The sequence below is a fragment of the Azospirillum sp. A23 genome (genome assembly GCF_042938965.1).
Taxonomy (GTDB): Bacteria; Pseudomonadota; Alphaproteobacteria; order Azospirillales; family Azospirillaceae; genus Azospirillum; species Azospirillum melinis.
In genome coordinates this window covers 821211-837642 of record NZ_CP170663.1, presented here as the reverse complement: position 1 = coordinate 837642, position 16432 = coordinate 821211, and the positions used below count along the sequence as shown (strand labels likewise).

Genomic DNA, 16432 nt, shown 5'->3' with positions numbered 1-16432 from the left:
ATTGCCGCCCCTCGCCCGGTACGCGTCGAACGGTTTGGCAGAGAACGGTCTGGCAAAGGGTCTTCCCCCATGTATATCGGCGAACAGCTCATCAACCCCACCGACAAGCGCCTGCGCCTGTCCGCCCAGCTCGGCGCCCGGGGCATCGTCATCGACAGCCGGCCGAACGCGCCGGTCATGGCTGACGACAATGTCGAGGCCGGGCTGTGGGACGGCCGCAAGGTCGCCGACCAGCGCAAGTGGGTGGAGAGCCATGGCCTGACGCTGGACTGTCTGGCGCTGGATGTCGGCTCCATCCTGCTCGACAGCCTGCGGGAGCCGGAGAAGGCGGCGGCCACCGCGGAGCGGCTGCGCCACAACATCCGCGCCGCCGCCGACGGCGGGGTCGACACGGTGAAATACACGGTCGCCATGGTCGGCATCACCCGCACCGGCGTGGTCGACGGCCGCGGCGGCATGAAGTGCAGCATTTTCCGCGCCGACGAGTACAAGGCGGAGAACGACGCCCGCTTCTCCTACTGGGGAACCGTGCTGCCGGAGGACGAGACGGGGACCAAGCCGTCGCCGCTGGATGCACGTGGTGCTCCGGAAACCTGCGGGCAGGTGATGGCGAGCGAGGCCGGCGGTGTCAGCGAGGCCGACGGCTGGCGCGCCATCGAATATCTGGTCGAGGCCATCCTGCCGACCGCTGAGAAGGCCGGCGTCAAGCTGGCCTGCCACCCGCACGACCCGGCCTATCCGCCGGGGGGCCTGAACGGCGTCCACCATGTGCTGGGCTCGCTCGACGGGCTTCGCCGCTTCGTCAATCTGGCGCCGGAGAGCAAGTCGCTCGGCTTCAACTTCTGCCAGGGCACCATCGCCGAGATGTCGCGCAATCCGACCGGGACGGTGCTGGAGGCGATCCGCGAGTTCGGCCCGCAGAACCGCATCTTCATGGTCCATTTCCGCAACATCAAGGGCGGCTATCTCGATTTCCGCGAGGCGATGCCGGACGAGGGGTCGGTCGACATGGCGGCCTGCATCCGCGCCTACCGCGAGGTCGGCTACCAGGGCATCCTCTGCCCCGACCATGTGCCCTTCTCCGAGGTCGATCCCGACCGCGAACGCTTCTTCGCCTTCGCGCTCGGCTATACCCAGGCGCTGCTGCAAGCCGCCTGATCCGTCCTTCCCGCCTTTCCCGGACCCCGCATCATGGCCACTCAGATGTCGTCGCCCAAAGTCACCGAAATGCTGGTCGTGCCGGTCGCCGGCCAGGACAGCATGCTGCTGAACCTGTCGGGCGCCCATGCGCCCTATTTCACCCGCAACGTGGTGATCCTGAAGGACAGCGCCGGCCATACCGGCGTCGGCGAGGTGCCGGGCGGCGAGCGGATCCGCCAGACGCTGGAGGATGCCCGCGCCCTGGTGGTCGGCCAGCCGGTCGGCGCCTGGAACGCCATCCTCAACAGCGTGCGCCGCGGCTTCGCCGACCGCGATTCCGGCGGGCGCGGTTTGCAGACCTTCGATCTGCGCATCACCATCCATGCGGTGACGGCGCTGGAGGCGGCGCTGCTCGACCTGCTGGGCCAGTTCCTGGAGGTGCCGGTGGCGGCCCTGTTGGGCGAGGGGCAGCAGCGCGACACAGTGGAGATGCTGGGCTACCTGTTCTATGTCGGTGACCGCAACAAGACCGATCTGGCTTACCGCAGCGAACCGGATGCCAGGAACGACTGGTTCCGCCTGCGCAACGAGGTGGCGCTGACTCCCGACGCGGTGGTCCGGCTGGCCGAGGCGGCGCGTGACCGCTACGGCTTCAACGACTTCAAGCTGAAGGGTGGCGTGCTGCGCGGCGAGGAGGAGATCGAGGCGGTGACGGCGCTGGCGAAGCGCTTCCCCCAGGCCCGCGTCACGCTCGATCCCAACGGCGCGTGGTCGCTGGAGGAGGCGATCCGCCTGTGCAAGGGCAAGGGCGACGTGCTGGCCTATGCCGAGGATCCCTGCGGCGCCGAGCGGGGCTATTCCGGGCGCGAGGTCATGGCGGAGTTCCGCCGCGCCACCGGCCTGCCGACCGCCACCAACATGATCGCCACCGACTGGCGCCAGATGGGCCATGCCATCCAGTTGCAGTCGGTCGACATCCCGCTGGCCGACCCGCATTTCTGGACCATGCAAGGGTCCGTCCGCGTCGCCCAGATGTGCCATGAATGGGGCCTGACCTGGGGGTCGCACTCCAACAACCATTTCGACATCTCGCTGGCGATGTTCACCCATGTCGCCGCGGCGGCGCCGGGCCGGATCACCGCCATCGACACCCACTGGATCTGGCAGGACGGCCAGCGCCTGACCAAGGAGCCGTTCCGCATCGAGGGCGGTCTGGTCGCCGTGCCGCAGAAGCCGGGGCTCGGCGTCGAGATCGACATGGGCGAGCTGGCGAAGGCGCACGACCTTTACAAGCGGCACGGGCTGGGCGCGCGCGACGACGCCACGGCGATGCAGTACCTGATCCCCGGCTGGACGTTCGACAACAAGCGGCCGTGCCTGGTGCGGTGAAGCCGCTCCGCAACGCCTTCAACCCGACCAAACAGTCAGGGCAAGCCATGACCCAGAAGCCTCTCTACATCCTGGTCCATCCCGAGGACAACGTCGCCATCGTGGTGAATTCCGGCGGGCTGCCGCCGGGGACGGAGTTCGAGTGTGGGCTGGTCCTGACCGACTTCGTACCGCAGGGCCACAAGGTGGCGCTGGCTGATCTGGACGAAGGGGCGTCGATTATACGCTACGGGCAGGTGATCGGCACCGCCGCCCGGCCGGTGCGCCGCGGCGCCTGGATCGAGGAGTCGCTGGTCCGCCTGCCGCAGGCGCCGGATCTGGACACGCTGCCGCTGGCGACCGCCGTGCCGCCCGACGCCCCGGCGCTGGACGGCTACACGTTCGAGGGCTACCGCAATCCCGACGGGACGGTCGGCACCAAGAATGTGCTGGGCATCAGCATCAGCGTGCAGTGCGTCGCCGGGGTGATGGATTTCGCCATCGAGCGGATCAAGAAGGAATTGCTGCCGAAGTACCCCAACGTCGATGACGTTGTCGCCCTCAACCACACCTACGGCTGCGGCGTGGCGATCAACGCGCCGGGGGCCGCGGTGCCGATCCGCACGCTGCAGAACCTCGCCCGTAACCCCAACCTGGGCGGGGCCGTGATGGTGGTCGGGCTGGGCTGCGAGAAGCTCCAGCCGGAACGGCTGCTGCCGGCCGGGGTCGAACCGAGCATCGTCACCTTGCAGGACGAACGCCACCAGGGCTTCGGCGACATGGTCGCCTCCATCCTGGAGATGGCGGACCGCCGGCTGGCCCAGCTCAACGAGCGGCGGCGCGAGACCTGCCCGGCGTCGGACCTCGTCGTCGGGCTGCAATGCGGCGGCAGCGACGCCTTTTCCGGCGTGACCGCCAACCCGGCGCTGGGCTATGCCGCCGACCTGCTGGTGCGGGCCGGGGCGACGGTCATGTTCTCCGAAGTGACGGAGGTGCGCGACGCCATCCATCTGCTGACGCCGCGCGCCGTCGACGAGGAGACCGGCCGGGCGCTGATCCGCGAGATGCGCTGGTACGACGACTATCTGGAGACCGGTTCGGCCGACCGCAGCGCCAACCCGACCCCCGGCAACAAGAAGGGCGGCCTCGCCAATGTGGTGGAGAAGGCGCTGGGCTCCATTGCCAAGTCGGGCACCAGCCCGATTGCCGGCGTGCTGTCGCCGGGCGAGCGGGCGACGCGCAAGGGGCTGCTCTATGCCGCCACGCCGGCCAGCGACTTCATCTGCGGCACGCTGCAACTGGCGTCGGGCTGCAACATCGAGGTGTTCACCACGGGGCGCGGCACGCCCTACGGCCTCGCCATGGCGCCGGTGATCAAGGTGGCGACGCGGACCGAGCTGGCCTCGCGCTGGCACGACCTGATCGACGTCGACGCCGGCCGTATCGCCACCGGCGAAGCCACCATCGAGGATGTGGGCTGGGAGCTGTTCCGCCTGATCCTGGAGGTGGCGAGCGGCCGCAAGCAGACCTGGGCCGACCATTGGGGGCTGCGCAACGCACTGACCCTGTTCAACCCGGCGCCGGTGACCTGACCGGAGGCTAGGTCTTAAGCCTCCTGCCGCGGAGATGACCGGAGTAACCGGCGCCCGCGGCGGGAGGACATCCATATAAGGGAGGATACTATGGGACGCCGCTACGGCATCGCGCTGGCGATGCTGCTGACTTCCGCTGCCTTCATCGCAGCCGTGCCGGCGCAAGCCGACAGTTTCGCTTATGTGTCCAACGCCGGCAGCAACGACATCAGCGTCTTCCGGCTGGACGGCAACAGCGGCGCCATGACCCCGGTGGGGACAGCGCCCTTCGTCGGGGTGGACAAGCCCGGATCCTCCACCCCCCTGGCGCTCAGTCCCGACCGGCGCTTCCTCTATGCCGGTGTGCGGTCGCAGCCCTATCAGGTGCAGATCTTCGCCATCGACGCGGCGACCGGCAAGCTGAGCCATCTCGGCAGCGGCCCGCTGGCCGACAGCATGGCGAACATCGTCACCGACCGCAGCGGCAAGTACCTGTTCAGCGCGTCCTACGGCGGCGACAAGGTGGCGGTGAACCCGATCGGGCCGGACGGCAAGGTTGGACCGCCGCAGCAGGTGGTGGCGACCGGCAAGAACGCCCATTCGATCCAGCCGTCGCCCGACAACCGCTTCGCCTTCGCCACCAACCTGGGCTCCGACCGGCTGGTGCAGTTCCGCTTCGACGCGGCCACCGGAGCCTTGAGCGAGAACGATCCGCTGTCGGTGGCGCTGCCGGCGAAATCCGGTCCGCGCCACATCGTCTTCCATCCCGACGGCCGTCACCTCTATCTGGTGGACGAGCTGGACGCCGCCGTCGCGGTGTTCGCCTACGACCCCGCGACCGGCAGGCTGACGGAGACGCAGCGTCTGCCATCCCTGCCGGCCGATTTCAAGGGCGAGCCCTGGGCCGCCGACATCCGCACGACGCCGGACGGCCGCTTCCTCTACATCTCCGAACGGCGGACCAGCACCATCCGCTCCTTCCGGATCGACCCGGAAAGCCGCCAGCTGACCCCGCTCGCCAGCGTGGCGACGGAGGAGCAGCCACGCGGCTTCAACATCGACCCGACCGGCCGGTTCCTGGCGGCGGTGGGCGAGAAGTCGGATGGCATGACCGTCTACCGCATCGACGGCGGCAGCGGCGCGCTGACCACGCTCGCCCGCTATCCGGCCGGCAAGCAGCCGAACTGGGTGGAGTTCGTCGCCGCGCCGTAAAACGCCGGCCTTGCGGGCCGGTCAGCCGGCCCGCACCTGCGCCAGGAAGCGGCCGACCTCGCCGCGCAGGCTTTCGGTCTGCATCGACAGTTCCCGCACATTCTCCAGCACTTCGTAGGCGACCGTGCCGTTCCGCCCGGCGGCCTCGTTCACGCCGCCGATGCTGGACGACACCTCGTGGCTGCCCCGGGCGGCCTGCTGGATGTTGCGGCTGATCTCGCGGGTCGCGGCCCCCTGCTGTTCGACCGCCGAGGCGATGGAGGTGGCGACGTCGTTGACCCGGCCGATGACCTGCGCCACGTCCCTGATCTCGCTCACGGCCTGGGCGGTCTCGCCCTGGATGGCGGCGACCTGGGTGGCGATCTCCTCGGTGGCCTGGGCGGTCTGGTTGGCGAGCGCCTTGACCTCGTTCGCCACCACGGCGAAGCCGCGCCCGGCTTCGCCGGCACGGGCCGCCTCGATGGTGGCGTTGAGCGCCAGCAGGTTGGTCTGGCTGGCGATGGAGTTGATCAGACCGACCACGGCGCCGATCCGCTCCACCGCGCCGGCCAGCCCCTCGACCTTGCCGTTGGCCCGTTCGGCGCTCTCGACCGCCTCGCGGGCGATCTCAGCCGACGAGCCGACCTGCCGGCTGATCTCGTTGATCGAGCTGGTCAGCTCCTCCGTCGCCGCGGCGACGGTCTGGACGTTGGCGGAGGTCTGTTCGGTCGCCGCGGTGACGGCGCCGGCCAGCCTGCCGGTCTCGTCGGCGGCGCGCGTCATGTCCTGGGCGCGCCGTTCGATGGCGTCCGCCTCGCCGGCGACGTCGTGGATCAGGTTGCCGACGGTCTGTTCGAAATGGCTGGCGAGCGTCGTCATCGCCTCCCGCTTCTCGGCTGCGGCGCGCTCCGCCTGCTCGGCCTGGCTGGCTTCCAGGCTGGCCTTGGCCTGGGCATTCTCCTTGAACACCTGAAGCGCCTGCGCCATGCCGCCGATCTCGTTGCGCCGCGTCGCCTCCGGGAAAGTGACGCCCATGTCGCCGGCGGCGAGCGCCGTCATCTTGTCGCGCAGCCGGTGCAGCGAGCGCACGATGTCGCGGTTGACCAGGAAGGCGATCAGCACCAGCGCGGCGATCAGCGTGGCGGTGGCGGCGCCGGTCCTGGTCAGGAATTCGTGATAGGCGGCGTCGATGTCGTCGGTGTAGACGCCGGAACCGACGATCAGGCCGAGCGGCTGGTAGCGCTGCACGTAGTTGGTCTTCAGCAGCGGGACATCGGACCCCAGCTTCGGCCAGACATAATGGATGATGGCGTTGTCCTGCCGGCGCAGCGTGTCGACGATCTCGCGGACGAAATACTTGCCGGCCTTGTCCTGCAGCCCCATCCGGTCGGTGCCGACCGCCTTGTGGTTGGAGGGGTTGGCGACGGCGATGCCGTTGAGATCGTAGGCGAACAGATAGTCGGCGCCGTCATGGTAGGACATCGCATGCACCGCGTTGCGGAAGCGCGCCAGCGCCTGCTCGCGCGGCAGGGTTCCCGCCTCGACCTCGGCATTCAGCCCCTTCGCCATGCCGACCGCCATCTCCACCGCCGAGCGGATGGTGTCGATGCGGTCGTCGATCATGCGCTGGTGGGCGAAGCTGCTGCTGATGGCGATCACCACGGCCGGAGCCAGGACGGACAAGGCGACCAATGCGGTCAGCTTCGCCCGGATCGTCAGATTTTCCAGGAGTCTCATGGGTGCCTTCATGTCGCGCGCGTCGGGGGGCGGCAACTGATATACTACGAAAGAGGAGGGCGGGTGAAATCGGATTGGCTGATTTCAGAAATATACTGACGTTATCCAGTTAAAAAATTATTCCAGCCACGTTACCGCTTCGCGGCGGCCTCCATGCTGGAGAAGTGGGCGAGCGTCGGGCCGGCGACCTCGCGCAGCAGGGCGGCGAAGCGCTCCGCCGCCGGCGACAGGGAGCGGCCGGTCTTGCGGATGAAGCCGATCCGGCGCACCAGCCCGGCGGTGCGGATCGGCTCCACCACGATGCCCTCGCAGGAGGCGGCGTCGACGGCGGATTCCGGCAGGACCGAGACGCCGAGCCCGGCCCGCACCATGCCGACCGCCGTCGACATGTAGTTCGCCTCGCAGGACAGGCTGATCTCCAGCCCTTCCTTCTCCAACGCCCGCTCGACCAGCGACCGCACGCTGGTGCCGCGCGCCGTCAGGATCATCGGGAAGGCGACGATGTCCTTCAGCAGCAGCGGGCGCCGGCCCTTCAGCGGGTGGTCGGTGGGGAAGAAGGCGCACATGCGGTCGCAGAGGAAATCGATCACCTCGACGTCGCGGTCGGGGCCGACCCGGCTGCCGATCCCGAAATCGACCTCCTCCGCCTTGACCAGCTGGATGATCCGCTCGGCGACGACGTCGCTGACCCGGACGTCGATGTTGGGGTGGTCGGCGGCGAATCGGCGAATGGCGATGGGCAGCAGCCCGGCGGCGACCGACGGCAGGGTGGCGACCGACACCGAGCCGCGCCGCAGCCCGGCCAGATCGTGGCTGACGCTCATCACCGCATCCAGTTCGGCCAGCACCCGCTGCAAGGCCGGCAGCAGGTCGCGGCCGGCCTGGGTCAGCACGACATGGCGTTTGTTTCGGTCGAACAGGCGCACGCCGAGGCTCTCTTCGAGCTGGCGGATCTGCACGGTCAGCGCCGGCTGCGACAGGTTGACCTCCGCCGCAGCCTTCGTGAAGCTGCCCAGACGCGCCACAGCGACGAAGGCCTTGATATGTCTCACTCCCTGGAGCATGGCACGCCTCTTATAGAAAAATCAAATTACCGTGATACAACAAATTCATTTCTCTAATCTGATTGTGGGTTCGTACAGTGTCAATCGCGGATACCGCTTCGGCACGGTGCGGCAAAGTGGATGATTTATAAAAGGCCCCGCTGCCAGTCCTTCCGTCGGCTGGATTCGCAAAAGACGCAGTTTTATCGAAATCCGCTCATGCGGCGTTACTCGGGGATCGAAGCCGGTCGCCCGCAGAACTCCGCCATGTTTCTTCACCGGACGTGAAGGAATCGTGCAGCGGATGGAAAACAACAATAACAACGGCCATGGAGGAGGTTACATGCTCGCGTTACTCGGCTTGGCAACCATCGTCGTTCTGCTGACGGCGATCATGACCAACCGGATGTCGCCGCTGGTCGCGCTGATCGCCGTGCCGATCATCGCCGCGCTGGCGGGCGGCTTCGGTCTCGAAACCAGCAAGTTCATCATTGCCGGCATCCGTTCCATCGCGCCGACCGCCGGCATGTTCGTCTTCGCCATCATCTTCTTCGGTGTCGTCACCGATGCCGGGATGATGGACCCGATCATCGACCGCATCCTGCGCGTCGTCGGCACGCGGCCGGCACGCATCACCATGGGCACCACCCTGCTGGCCCTGCTGATCCATCTCGACGGGTCGGGCGCCGTCTGCTTCCTCATCACCATTCCGGCGATGCTGCCGCTCTACGACCGGCTGGGCATGGACAAGCGCATCCTGGCGCTGTGCGTGTCGATGGCGGCGGGCGTCAATTTCCTGCCCTGGACCGGGCCGATGATCCGGTCGGCCGCCGCGCTGAAGGTGCCGGTGACCGACATCTTCAATCCGCTGATCGCGGTGCAGGGCATCGGGCTGCTGTTCATCTTCACCGTCGCCTTCCTGCTCGGCAAGCGCGAGGAGCGGCGCCTCGGCCTGTCCTCCCGGCCTTTGGCGGCCGGAGAAGCACGGTCGGTCGGCGCCATGGGCGTGGACGCCGCCCCGGTCGGGCCGGCGCCGCGCGTGCTGACGCCGGAGCAGATCAAGATCCGCCGTCCCAAGCTGTTCTGGGTCAATCTGATCCTCACCGCCGTCATCATGGCCGTGATGATCGAGGGCGCGGTCGATCCGGTGGTGATGTTCATGGTCGGCACCGTGCTGGCGCTGATGATCAACTATCCCGACGTCAAGATGCAGAAGGAGCGCGTCGACGCCCATGCCAAGGCGGCGCTGATGATGGCGAGCATCCTGCTGGCGGCCGGCGTCTTCACCGGCATCATGACCGGCACCAAGATGCTGACCGCCATGGCGCAATCCGCCGTCGCCTTCGTCCCGCCGGAGATGGCGCAGCATGTTCCCTTCGCGCTGGGCATCCTGTCGATGCCGCTCAGCCTGCTGTTCGATCCGGACTCCTATTATTTCGGCATGATGCCGGTGATCGCCGAGGTCTACAAGACGCTGGGCGGCGACCCGATCCAGATCGCCCAGGCCTCCGTTCTCGGCCAGATGACCGTCGGCTTCCCGGTCAGCCCGCTCACCCCCGCCACCTTCCTGGTCGTCGGCCTGTGCGGCATCGGGCTGGGCGAGCACCAGAAATTCTCGATCCCCTACCTGTTCGCCGCCTCGGTCGTCATGACCGTCGCCGCGGCCATCCTCGGGGTCATCCCCTTCTGACGCGGGCCCAAGGGGGTCCGCACACAGGAGTACCATCATGAAGACCATCCGCATCGGATCGGGCGCCGGCTATTCGGGCGACCGCATCGAGCCGGCCGTTGAACTGGCCGAGAAGGGTGACATCCAGTATCTCGTCTTCGAATGCCTGGCGGAGCGCACCATCGCCATCGCCCAGGGCGCCAAGCTGAAGGACCCGGCGCAGGGCTACGATCCCCTGCTGGCGGAGCGCATGCTGGCGGTGCTGCGGCCGTGCCAAGAGAAGGGCATCCGCATCGTCACCAACATGGGGGCGGCCAACCCGGCCGCCGCCGCCGCGAAGACGCGGGACATCGCCCGGTCGCTCGGCCTGGAGGGGCTGAAGATCGCCGCGGTGTCCGGCGACGACGTGCTGGAGACGCTGAAATCCGGCGACCACCGCATCGAGGAGACCGGTGCGCCGGTGTCGGCGATGGCCGGCAGTCTGGTCTCGGCCAACGCCTATCTCGGCGCCGCGCCTATCGTCGCGGCGCTGAAGGCCGGGGCCGACATCGTCATCACCGGCCGCGTCGCCGACCCGGCCCTCTTCCTCGCCCCGCAGATCTTCGAGTTCGGCTGGTCGATGGAGGATTGGGACCGGCTCGGCAAGGGAACGGTGGTCGGGCATCTGCTGGAATGCGCCGGGCAGATCACCGGCGGCTATTTCGCCGATCCCGGCGTGAAGGACGTCGCCGCCCTGGCCCGGCTCGGCTTCCCGATTGCCGAGGTGGGGGAGGACGGCAGCGCCGTCATCACCAAGGTGGCGGGGTCCGGTGGCGCGGTGACCACCGCCACCTGCAAGGAACAGCTGCTCTACGAGATCCACGACCCCGCCGCCTATTTCACCCCCGATGTGGTGGCCGACTTCTCGCAGGTGCGCTTCACCCAGGAGGGGCCGGACCGGGTGCGGGTGGCCGGCGCCACCGGGCGTCCGCGGCCCCCAACGCTGAAGGTCTCGGTCGGCTACATCGACAGCTTCATCGGCGAAGGGCAAATCTCCTACGCCGGTCCCGGCGCGCTGGCGCGCGGCCGGCTGGCGCTGGAGATCGTGCGCGAGCGGCTGGCGCTGACCGGCGTCGAGGCGACCGAACTGCGCTTCGACCTGATCGGCGTCGATTCCATCCACGGCAATGCGCTGTCCACCACGGGTGGACAGGAGCCCTACGAGGTGCGGGTGCGGGTGGTCGGCCGGACCGGCAGCTTGAAGGAGGCGCAGCGCATCGGCAACGAGGTCGAGACCCTCTACACCAACGGCCCGGCCAGCGGCGGCGGCGCCACCAAGTCGGCCAAGGACGTGGTGGCGATGCTGTCGGCCCTGCTGCCCCGCGAGCTGGCAAAGCCCGTCATCGAGTTTATGGAGGCCTGACATGAAACTCCGCGACATCGCCCATTCCCGCACCGGGGACAAGGGCGACATCTCCAACATCTCCGTCATCGCCTTCGACGAGGCGGACTATCCGCTGATCGAGGCCCACGTCACCGCCGACCGCGTGAAGGAGCTGTTCCATGAGGTCGTGCATGGCGAGGTGGTGCGCTACGCGATCCCCAGCATCGGCGCACTGAACTTCGTGATGCGGCAGGCGCTCGGCGGCGGGGTGACCCGCTCGCTGGCGCTCGACGCCCATGGCAAGTGCCTGGCGTCGGCCCTGCTCGACCTCGAGATTCCCGACATCGCCCGGCCCATCCAGGCAGCGTGACGGGAGAAGCGCGTTACTCCCGGCCACGCCGGGCTTTGCCCAGCGCGCTGCCGGCCGACGCGAACATGATGCAGGCGATGGCGGCCCACTGCACTACGCTCAGCCGCTCGCCCAGCATCAGGAAGCCGATCAGCGCCGCCACGGCGGGGGAGGCGCTGACGGCAAGGCCGAACACATGGCTCGGCAGGCGGCGGAGCGCCATCATCTCCAGCAGATAGGGCACCATGCTCGACAGCACCGCCACCGCCAAGCCGGTGAGCAGAACCGCCGGAACCAGCAGCCCGGCGCCGGCATGGGAAATCCCCAGAGGAACAGTGAAACTGGCCGCCACCAGCATGCCCCAGGCCACCGCCTGTCCGCCCGGCAGGGACGAGGCGCGCTTGCCGAACACGATATAGAGCGCCCAGCAGAAGGCCGCCGCCATCGCATAGGCGACGCCCACCGGATCCAGCGCGCCGGATGCCTCGCGCAGCGGCAGCAGCAGGACAAGCCCGGCCGCGGCGCAGGCGATCCACAGGAAATCCTTCAGCCGGCGCGATCCGAGCAGCGCCACCGCCAGGGGGCCTGTCACCTCGATGGCGATGGCGATGCCGATGGGGATCAGCTCCATCGCGCGGTAGATCGACAGGTTCATCGCCCCCAGCGTGGCGCCGTAGACCAGCAGGTTGCGCAGATCCCCGCGTCCCGGCAGACTGCGCCACGGGCGCAGGATCGCCATCAGCATCAGCGCCGACAGCCCCACCCGCAGGCCGGTCACGCCCTCTGCCCCGACCAGCGGGAACAGCGATTTCGCCGACGCCGCCCCGACATATTGCGACAGCAGCGAGGCAAGCAGGAGCAGCAGCGGCAGCGCCGCCGGTTCGGGCCGGGTGGCGGCAGACGTTTCGGCAGACGTTTCGATGGAGGCGTTCGCCATATGCCCGGCTCCCGGCAGAAGAGGATCAGGCGAAAAGATACTGTGACGATGGGGCAGAGAGCGCTTAAGTTTGGCGCTTCCGACGCACCGTTCTTTCGCCGAAGCCGCCATGCGCTCAACAATCGCTCGCCCGCCGGACCAGCTCGACGACCAGGATCGCGCGATCCTGCGCATCCTGCAACTGGACAACAAGACCTCCCAGCGCGAGATCGGCGAGGCGGTGCATCTCTCCGCCCCGGCCGTGCAGCGCCGCATCGCGCGGATGGAGGCGGCCGGCATCATCCGCCGCAATGTGGCGGTGGTCGATCCGGCCGCGGTGGGGCAGGGGGTGACGGTGGTGGTGGAGGTCCAGACGATCAACGACCGCTCCCCCGTCATCGCCGCCGCCAAGCGCCTGTTCCGCGAGGCGCCGGAGGTTCAGCAATGCTATTTCGTCACCGGGAAGGCCAGCTTCGTCCTGATCCTGCTGGTCCCCGACATGGCGAGCTACGAGGTTCTGTCGCGCCGCCTGTTCGCCGACAACGAACTGGTGCAGTCCTTCCAGACGATGGTCGTGCTCGACCCGGTGAAGGTGACGCTGGAGGTCGATCTGTAGGACGGAGCAGCCATCAATCCGGCCATTCCTCGTATCCCCAATCCTCGGCATCCGGGTCGGCGGTCCCCAGCGGCGCCACGGTGGCGCCGGCGTCGAGCGCTGCCGCCAGCCAGGGCTCGACGCTGGTGACCGGGGACAGGCGGCACCAGCGCCGCCGCCGGCCATCCCACCGGCAATGGCCCTGCCGCTTCATCTCCTCCCGCAATTCCCAGGACGGGATGGCTGGAAAGCGCAGTTCCAGGCCGCGGTCGCTCTGCACGATCTCCACGCGCTCTCCGTCGGCGGTGGTGTGGGTCAGCCCGTCCTCCAGCACCTTGCGCAGGGCGGCGGCGCGATCCTCACGGACGCGGGCCTCCGCTTCCCGCTGCCGGCGGCGTTCGGCCATGGCGTCGGCGATCCAGTCCGGCGGCTCCTCCAGCACGCGGTAACCGGCGCCGCCACGCGGGCCGGGCGCCTCTTCCAGCAGCCCGTCACGCAGAAGATCGGCAAGCAGCGACTTCAGCCGGTCGCGGTCGGCCGGGATGCCGGGCAGGCGCTTCGCCGCGGCATCGGCGACGGTGAAGCGCTCGCCGGCGCCCCAGCCCTCATGGATCGCGGCGGCCAGGGCGTGCAGCTCGGCGATGCGGCTTCGCTGGTCGGTCAGGTGGCCGGCGACGATCGGGTTGGGCGGCAGGTCGGCCCGTCCGGTCAGGCCGCAGGTCCGGCACTGCCAGGCGCCGGGATCGGACAGCAGCAGCTGGGGCGCGCAGCGGCGCTTGCGGCAATGCTCCTCGCTGCCCGCTTCGGGCAGGCCGCGCCCGCTGTCCAGCAGGGCGCGGATGGCGTCGAGCGGCGTGTCGGCGACATCGCGCAACCGGTCCAGCACGTCGGCCGGCAGCCAGACCTTAGCACCTCCGCTCTCGTCGGTGGAGACGAAGCGGCTTTTCAGAGCGCGGCGTCTTGCGGGTGTCAGCAGGGCCAGCACCCGTTCGGCGGTGTAGCTCTCGTCGAAGGTGTCGGCGAGCAAGTCCGCCAGATCGCCGAGCGTTGCCGGGGCGCCAGCGCGCCTCTGTCTCCAGCGGCGAGGATTCGGCGGGCCTCGCCAAGGATTTCCGTGTTTTCGTCCGCCCCCATCGCCATCTACGTCCCGATCCCCGTCCAGTCCGCGTAGCAAGCTGGGCATGCCGGAAATGCCAGTCAAGCGCCGGCTGGGCAGTCGGCAGAGGCCGCCTGAACCAGGAACGGCCCGGTGAGGCGCGGTGTTGATCGGGTGCATCGAACGGTGCCAGAGACGGAAAGGTTTTCCAATGTCAGACAGCACGCATTTCGCCCCGCCCGGCCCGCTCGGCTTCGGCGGAGCGCCCCTGGGCAACATGTTCGAGGAGGTGACCGACGAGACGGCCGCAGCAACCCTCGACGCCGCCTGGGACGCCGGCATCCGCTATTTCGACACGGCCCCCGAATATGGTCCCGGCATTTCCGAACACCGGTTCGGCCATGTCCTGCGCAGCCGTCCGCGCGACGAGTTCGTTCTGTCGACCAAGGTCGGCCGGCTGCTGCGCGCCGATGCGAGCAAAGGCGGTCAGCATGGCCCCTTCGTGAAGGGCCTGCCGTTCCGCGTCGATTACGATTACACCGCCGACGGTGTGCGCCGCTCCATCGAGGACAGCCTGCAAAGGTTGGGCATGGCGCGCATCGACATCGCCTATATCCACGACTGCGCCGAGGACGCCCATGGCGACCGCTGGCTGGAGGTGTTCGACACCGCGATGAAGGGTGCGGCCGTCGCCTTGACGCAGTTGCGCGAGGAGGAGGTGATCCGTGGCTGGGGCCTTGGCGTCAACCGGGTGGAACCCTGCGTGATGGCGCTGGAGCGGGCGGACCCCGACGTCTTTCTGCTGGCCGGACGCTACAGCCTGCTGAACCAGCCTGCACTGGACGAGCTTTTCCCCCGCTGTGCCGAGCGCGGTGTCCACGTGGTGGTCGGCGGTCCCTACAATTCCGGCATCATCGCCGGGGGCAAGAATTTCGAGTATCAGGAGGCGTCCCCCGACAAGGTGGCGGCGCGCGACCGGCTGGCGGAGATCGCCAGGCGCCACGGTGTCGACCTGCGCGCGGCGGCCCTGCAATTCTGTGCAGCGCATCCGGTCGTCGCCTCGGTCATTCCCGGCACCAAGAACCCGGCGCGCGTGCATGAGAATGTGACGCTGATGGGCCAGCCGATTCCTGCCGACTTCTGGCGGGAACTGAAAGCCTCCGGCGTCCTGCCGGAACAGGCGCCGACCCCGGCCTGAGCCATTCCCGGCATAGGCAACCCGGCGGCGGTGCCGGCGTCTCAGCGCCGCGCCGCCGCCATAGGCGGCGATGGTGGGGCGCTCTTCAGGCAGAACCGTGGCCGCCGGCCCATGGTCCGTCACGCATGCGGCATGGACCCGACGTTCAGCTTCGGCTCTCCTGTCAGCTGTCCACCACCGTCCCCGGATGCCCCACTTCGAAGCGGGCCGGGTCGATGCCGTGGGTGGCCAGCGCGGTGCGCAGCAGTTGCGGCGGCTCGTCCCGCGCTTCGTCGGTCAGGGCGAAGGTTCCCCAATGGATGCCGACGGCCTTCCTGGCCCCGATGTCCAGCATGATCCGCACCGCCTCGTCCGGGTCGCAATGCTGGGCGGACATGAACCAGCGCGGGTCATAGGCACCGATGGGAATCAGCCCCAGATCGCAGCCTCCCAGCCGTTCCCCAATGGCGCGGAAGGCCGCCCCGCTGCCATAGCCGGTGTCCCCGGCGAAATAGACCGAGCCGGCCGGCGTGCGCAGGACGAAGCCGCCCCACAGCGCCATGCGCCGGTCACGCCCGGTGCGTGACGACCAGTGGTTGGCCGGCACGATGTGGACTTCCGCCCCCGGCGCCAGCTCGAACCGGCTCCACCAGTCGCCCGCCGCGACCCGCACCCCCGGAATATGCTTGCGCAGGATGGTGTCGTTGCCGAGCGGGGTGACCATCAGCGGCGCGTCGCGCAGGTGCAGGCGCTTCAGCGTCGCCACGTCGAGATGGTCGTAATGGTTGTGCGACACCAGCACCGCGTCGATCTTCGGCAAATCGTGGAAGCGGATGCCCGGTGCCGTGACCCGCTTCGGTCCCGCGAAGCGCACCGGGCTGGCGCGGTCGGACCAGACCGGGTCGGTCAGGATGTTCAACCCGGCCGCCTGGACCAGTGTGGTGACATGCCCCACCACCGTCACGCGGAGGCCCGCGACGTGCCGTGCCGGCATGACCGGCGTCACCGCCACCTGCCGCGGCCATTTGACCGCCTTCCGCCCGAATTGCCAGCGCAGCAGCTGGCGCAGGCTGCGGTCGGTTTCCGGTTCGCCCGGATTGAAGAAGCGCAGCCCGTCGAAATTCGACGTCGCCGGACCCTGCCAATAAGGATTGCGCATGCGTACCGGATCCTTTGCAACCATGGTTCCGGAGGAGATGGTGTCGCCGCGGCGAAGT

General features: G+C 68.6%; 14 protein-coding genes. 9 read left to right on the top strand and 5 right to left on the bottom strand.

Features of this window, described 5'->3' with window-relative positions:
* Positions 1-69 precede the first annotated feature (69 nt).
* The 4 genes from ABNQ40_RS03570 (at position 70) to ABNQ40_RS03555 (ending at position 5291) form a co-directional block, all read left to right on the top strand.
* A complete protein-coding gene (locus ABNQ40_RS03570; RefSeq protein ID WP_109050336.1) occupies positions 70-1158 on the top strand; it encodes a mannonate dehydratase in 1089 nt (362 codons plus the stop codon).
* Positions 1159-1191: 33 nt separating this feature from the next.
* A complete protein-coding gene (gene gudD, locus ABNQ40_RS03565; protein ID WP_391345549.1) occupies positions 1192-2529 on the top strand; it encodes a glucarate dehydratase in 1338 nt (445 codons plus the stop codon).
* A 47-nt stretch (positions 2530-2576) separates the two neighbouring features.
* On the top strand, positions 2577-4100 hold the full coding sequence (gene garD / locus ABNQ40_RS03560) for a galactarate dehydratase (RefSeq protein WP_109490988.1): 1524 nt from the start codon (positions 2577-2579) through the stop codon (positions 4098-4100).
* Positions 4101-4190: 90 nt separating this feature from the next.
* Positions 4191-5291 carry a lactonase family protein gene (locus ABNQ40_RS03555; RefSeq protein WP_391345546.1) on the top strand — a complete coding sequence of 367 codons (1101 nt, stop codon included), beginning with the start codon at positions 4191-4193 and terminating at the stop codon, positions 5289-5291.
* Positions 5292-5312: 21 nt separating this feature from the next.
* On the opposite strand, the gene ABNQ40_RS03550 is transcribed toward ABNQ40_RS03555, so the two are convergent.
* Together ABNQ40_RS03550 and ABNQ40_RS03545 are read right to left on the bottom strand one after the other, a co-directional pair.
* Positions 5313-7007 (bottom strand): methyl-accepting chemotaxis protein, encoded by a 1695-nt coding sequence (locus ABNQ40_RS03550; RefSeq protein WP_391345545.1) that lies wholly within the window; start codon positions 7005-7007, stop codon positions 5313-5315.
* Between the two features lie 131 nt (positions 7008-7138).
* Positions 7139-8071 (bottom strand): LysR substrate-binding domain-containing protein, encoded by a 933-nt coding sequence (locus ABNQ40_RS03545; protein WP_391345543.1) that lies wholly within the window; start codon positions 8069-8071, stop codon positions 7139-7141.
* A 322-nt stretch (positions 8072-8393) separates the two neighbouring features.
* Between ABNQ40_RS03545 and ABNQ40_RS03540 the strand changes: the two genes are divergently transcribed.
* The 3 genes from ABNQ40_RS03540 to ABNQ40_RS03530 are packed head-to-tail and all read left to right on the top strand — an operon-like array spanning position 8394 to position 11452.
* Positions 8394-9740, top strand: a complete 1347-nt coding sequence (locus ABNQ40_RS03540) for a CitMHS family transporter (RefSeq protein WP_391345542.1) — start codon at positions 8394-8396, stop codon at positions 9738-9740.
* A gap of 37 nt (positions 9741-9777) precedes the next feature.
* Positions 9778-11121 carry an acyclic terpene utilization AtuA family protein gene (locus ABNQ40_RS03535; protein WP_391345540.1) on the top strand — a complete coding sequence of 448 codons (1344 nt, stop codon included), beginning with the start codon at positions 9778-9780 and terminating at the stop codon, positions 11119-11121.
* Position 11122: 1 nt separating this feature from the next.
* Positions 11123-11452: a hypothetical protein gene (locus tag ABNQ40_RS03530; RefSeq protein WP_109050342.1), complete on the top strand. Its 330-nt coding sequence runs from the start codon at positions 11123-11125 to the stop codon at positions 11450-11452.
* 13 nt (positions 11453-11465) lie between these two features.
* On the opposite strand, the gene ABNQ40_RS03525 is transcribed toward ABNQ40_RS03530, so the two are convergent.
* Positions 11466-12368 (bottom strand): DMT family transporter, encoded by a 903-nt coding sequence (locus ABNQ40_RS03525; protein ID WP_199235347.1) that lies wholly within the window; start codon positions 12366-12368, stop codon positions 11466-11468.
* Positions 12369-12477: 109 nt separating this feature from the next.
* On the opposite strand from ABNQ40_RS03525, the gene ABNQ40_RS03520 reads away from it, so the two are divergent.
* The gene (locus tag ABNQ40_RS03520; RefSeq protein ID WP_109490991.1) at positions 12478-12963 is read left to right on the top strand and encodes an Lrp/AsnC family transcriptional regulator; all 486 of its coding nucleotides are present in this window, start codon (positions 12478-12480) and stop codon (positions 12961-12963) included.
* A 13-nt stretch (positions 12964-12976) separates the two neighbouring features.
* On the opposite strand, the gene ABNQ40_RS03515 is transcribed toward ABNQ40_RS03520, so the two are convergent.
* Positions 12977-13969: a hypothetical protein gene (locus ABNQ40_RS03515; protein WP_391345537.1), complete on the bottom strand. Its 993-nt coding sequence runs from the start codon at positions 13967-13969 to the stop codon at positions 12977-12979.
* Between the two features lie 280 nt (positions 13970-14249).
* Between ABNQ40_RS03515 and ABNQ40_RS03510 the strand changes: the two genes are divergently transcribed.
* The gene (locus ABNQ40_RS03510) at positions 14250-15236 is read left to right on the top strand and encodes an aldo/keto reductase (RefSeq protein ID WP_109050344.1); all 987 of its coding nucleotides are present in this window, start codon (positions 14250-14252) and stop codon (positions 15234-15236) included.
* A gap of 163 nt (positions 15237-15399) precedes the next feature.
* Here the strand turns inward: ABNQ40_RS03510 and ABNQ40_RS03505 are convergent, their stop codons facing one another.
* Complete coding sequence (locus ABNQ40_RS03505; RefSeq protein WP_109050345.1) at positions 15400-16374, bottom strand: MBL fold metallo-hydrolase; 975 nt, start codon at positions 16372-16374, stop codon at positions 15400-15402.
* Positions 16375-16432 lie beyond the last annotated feature (58 nt).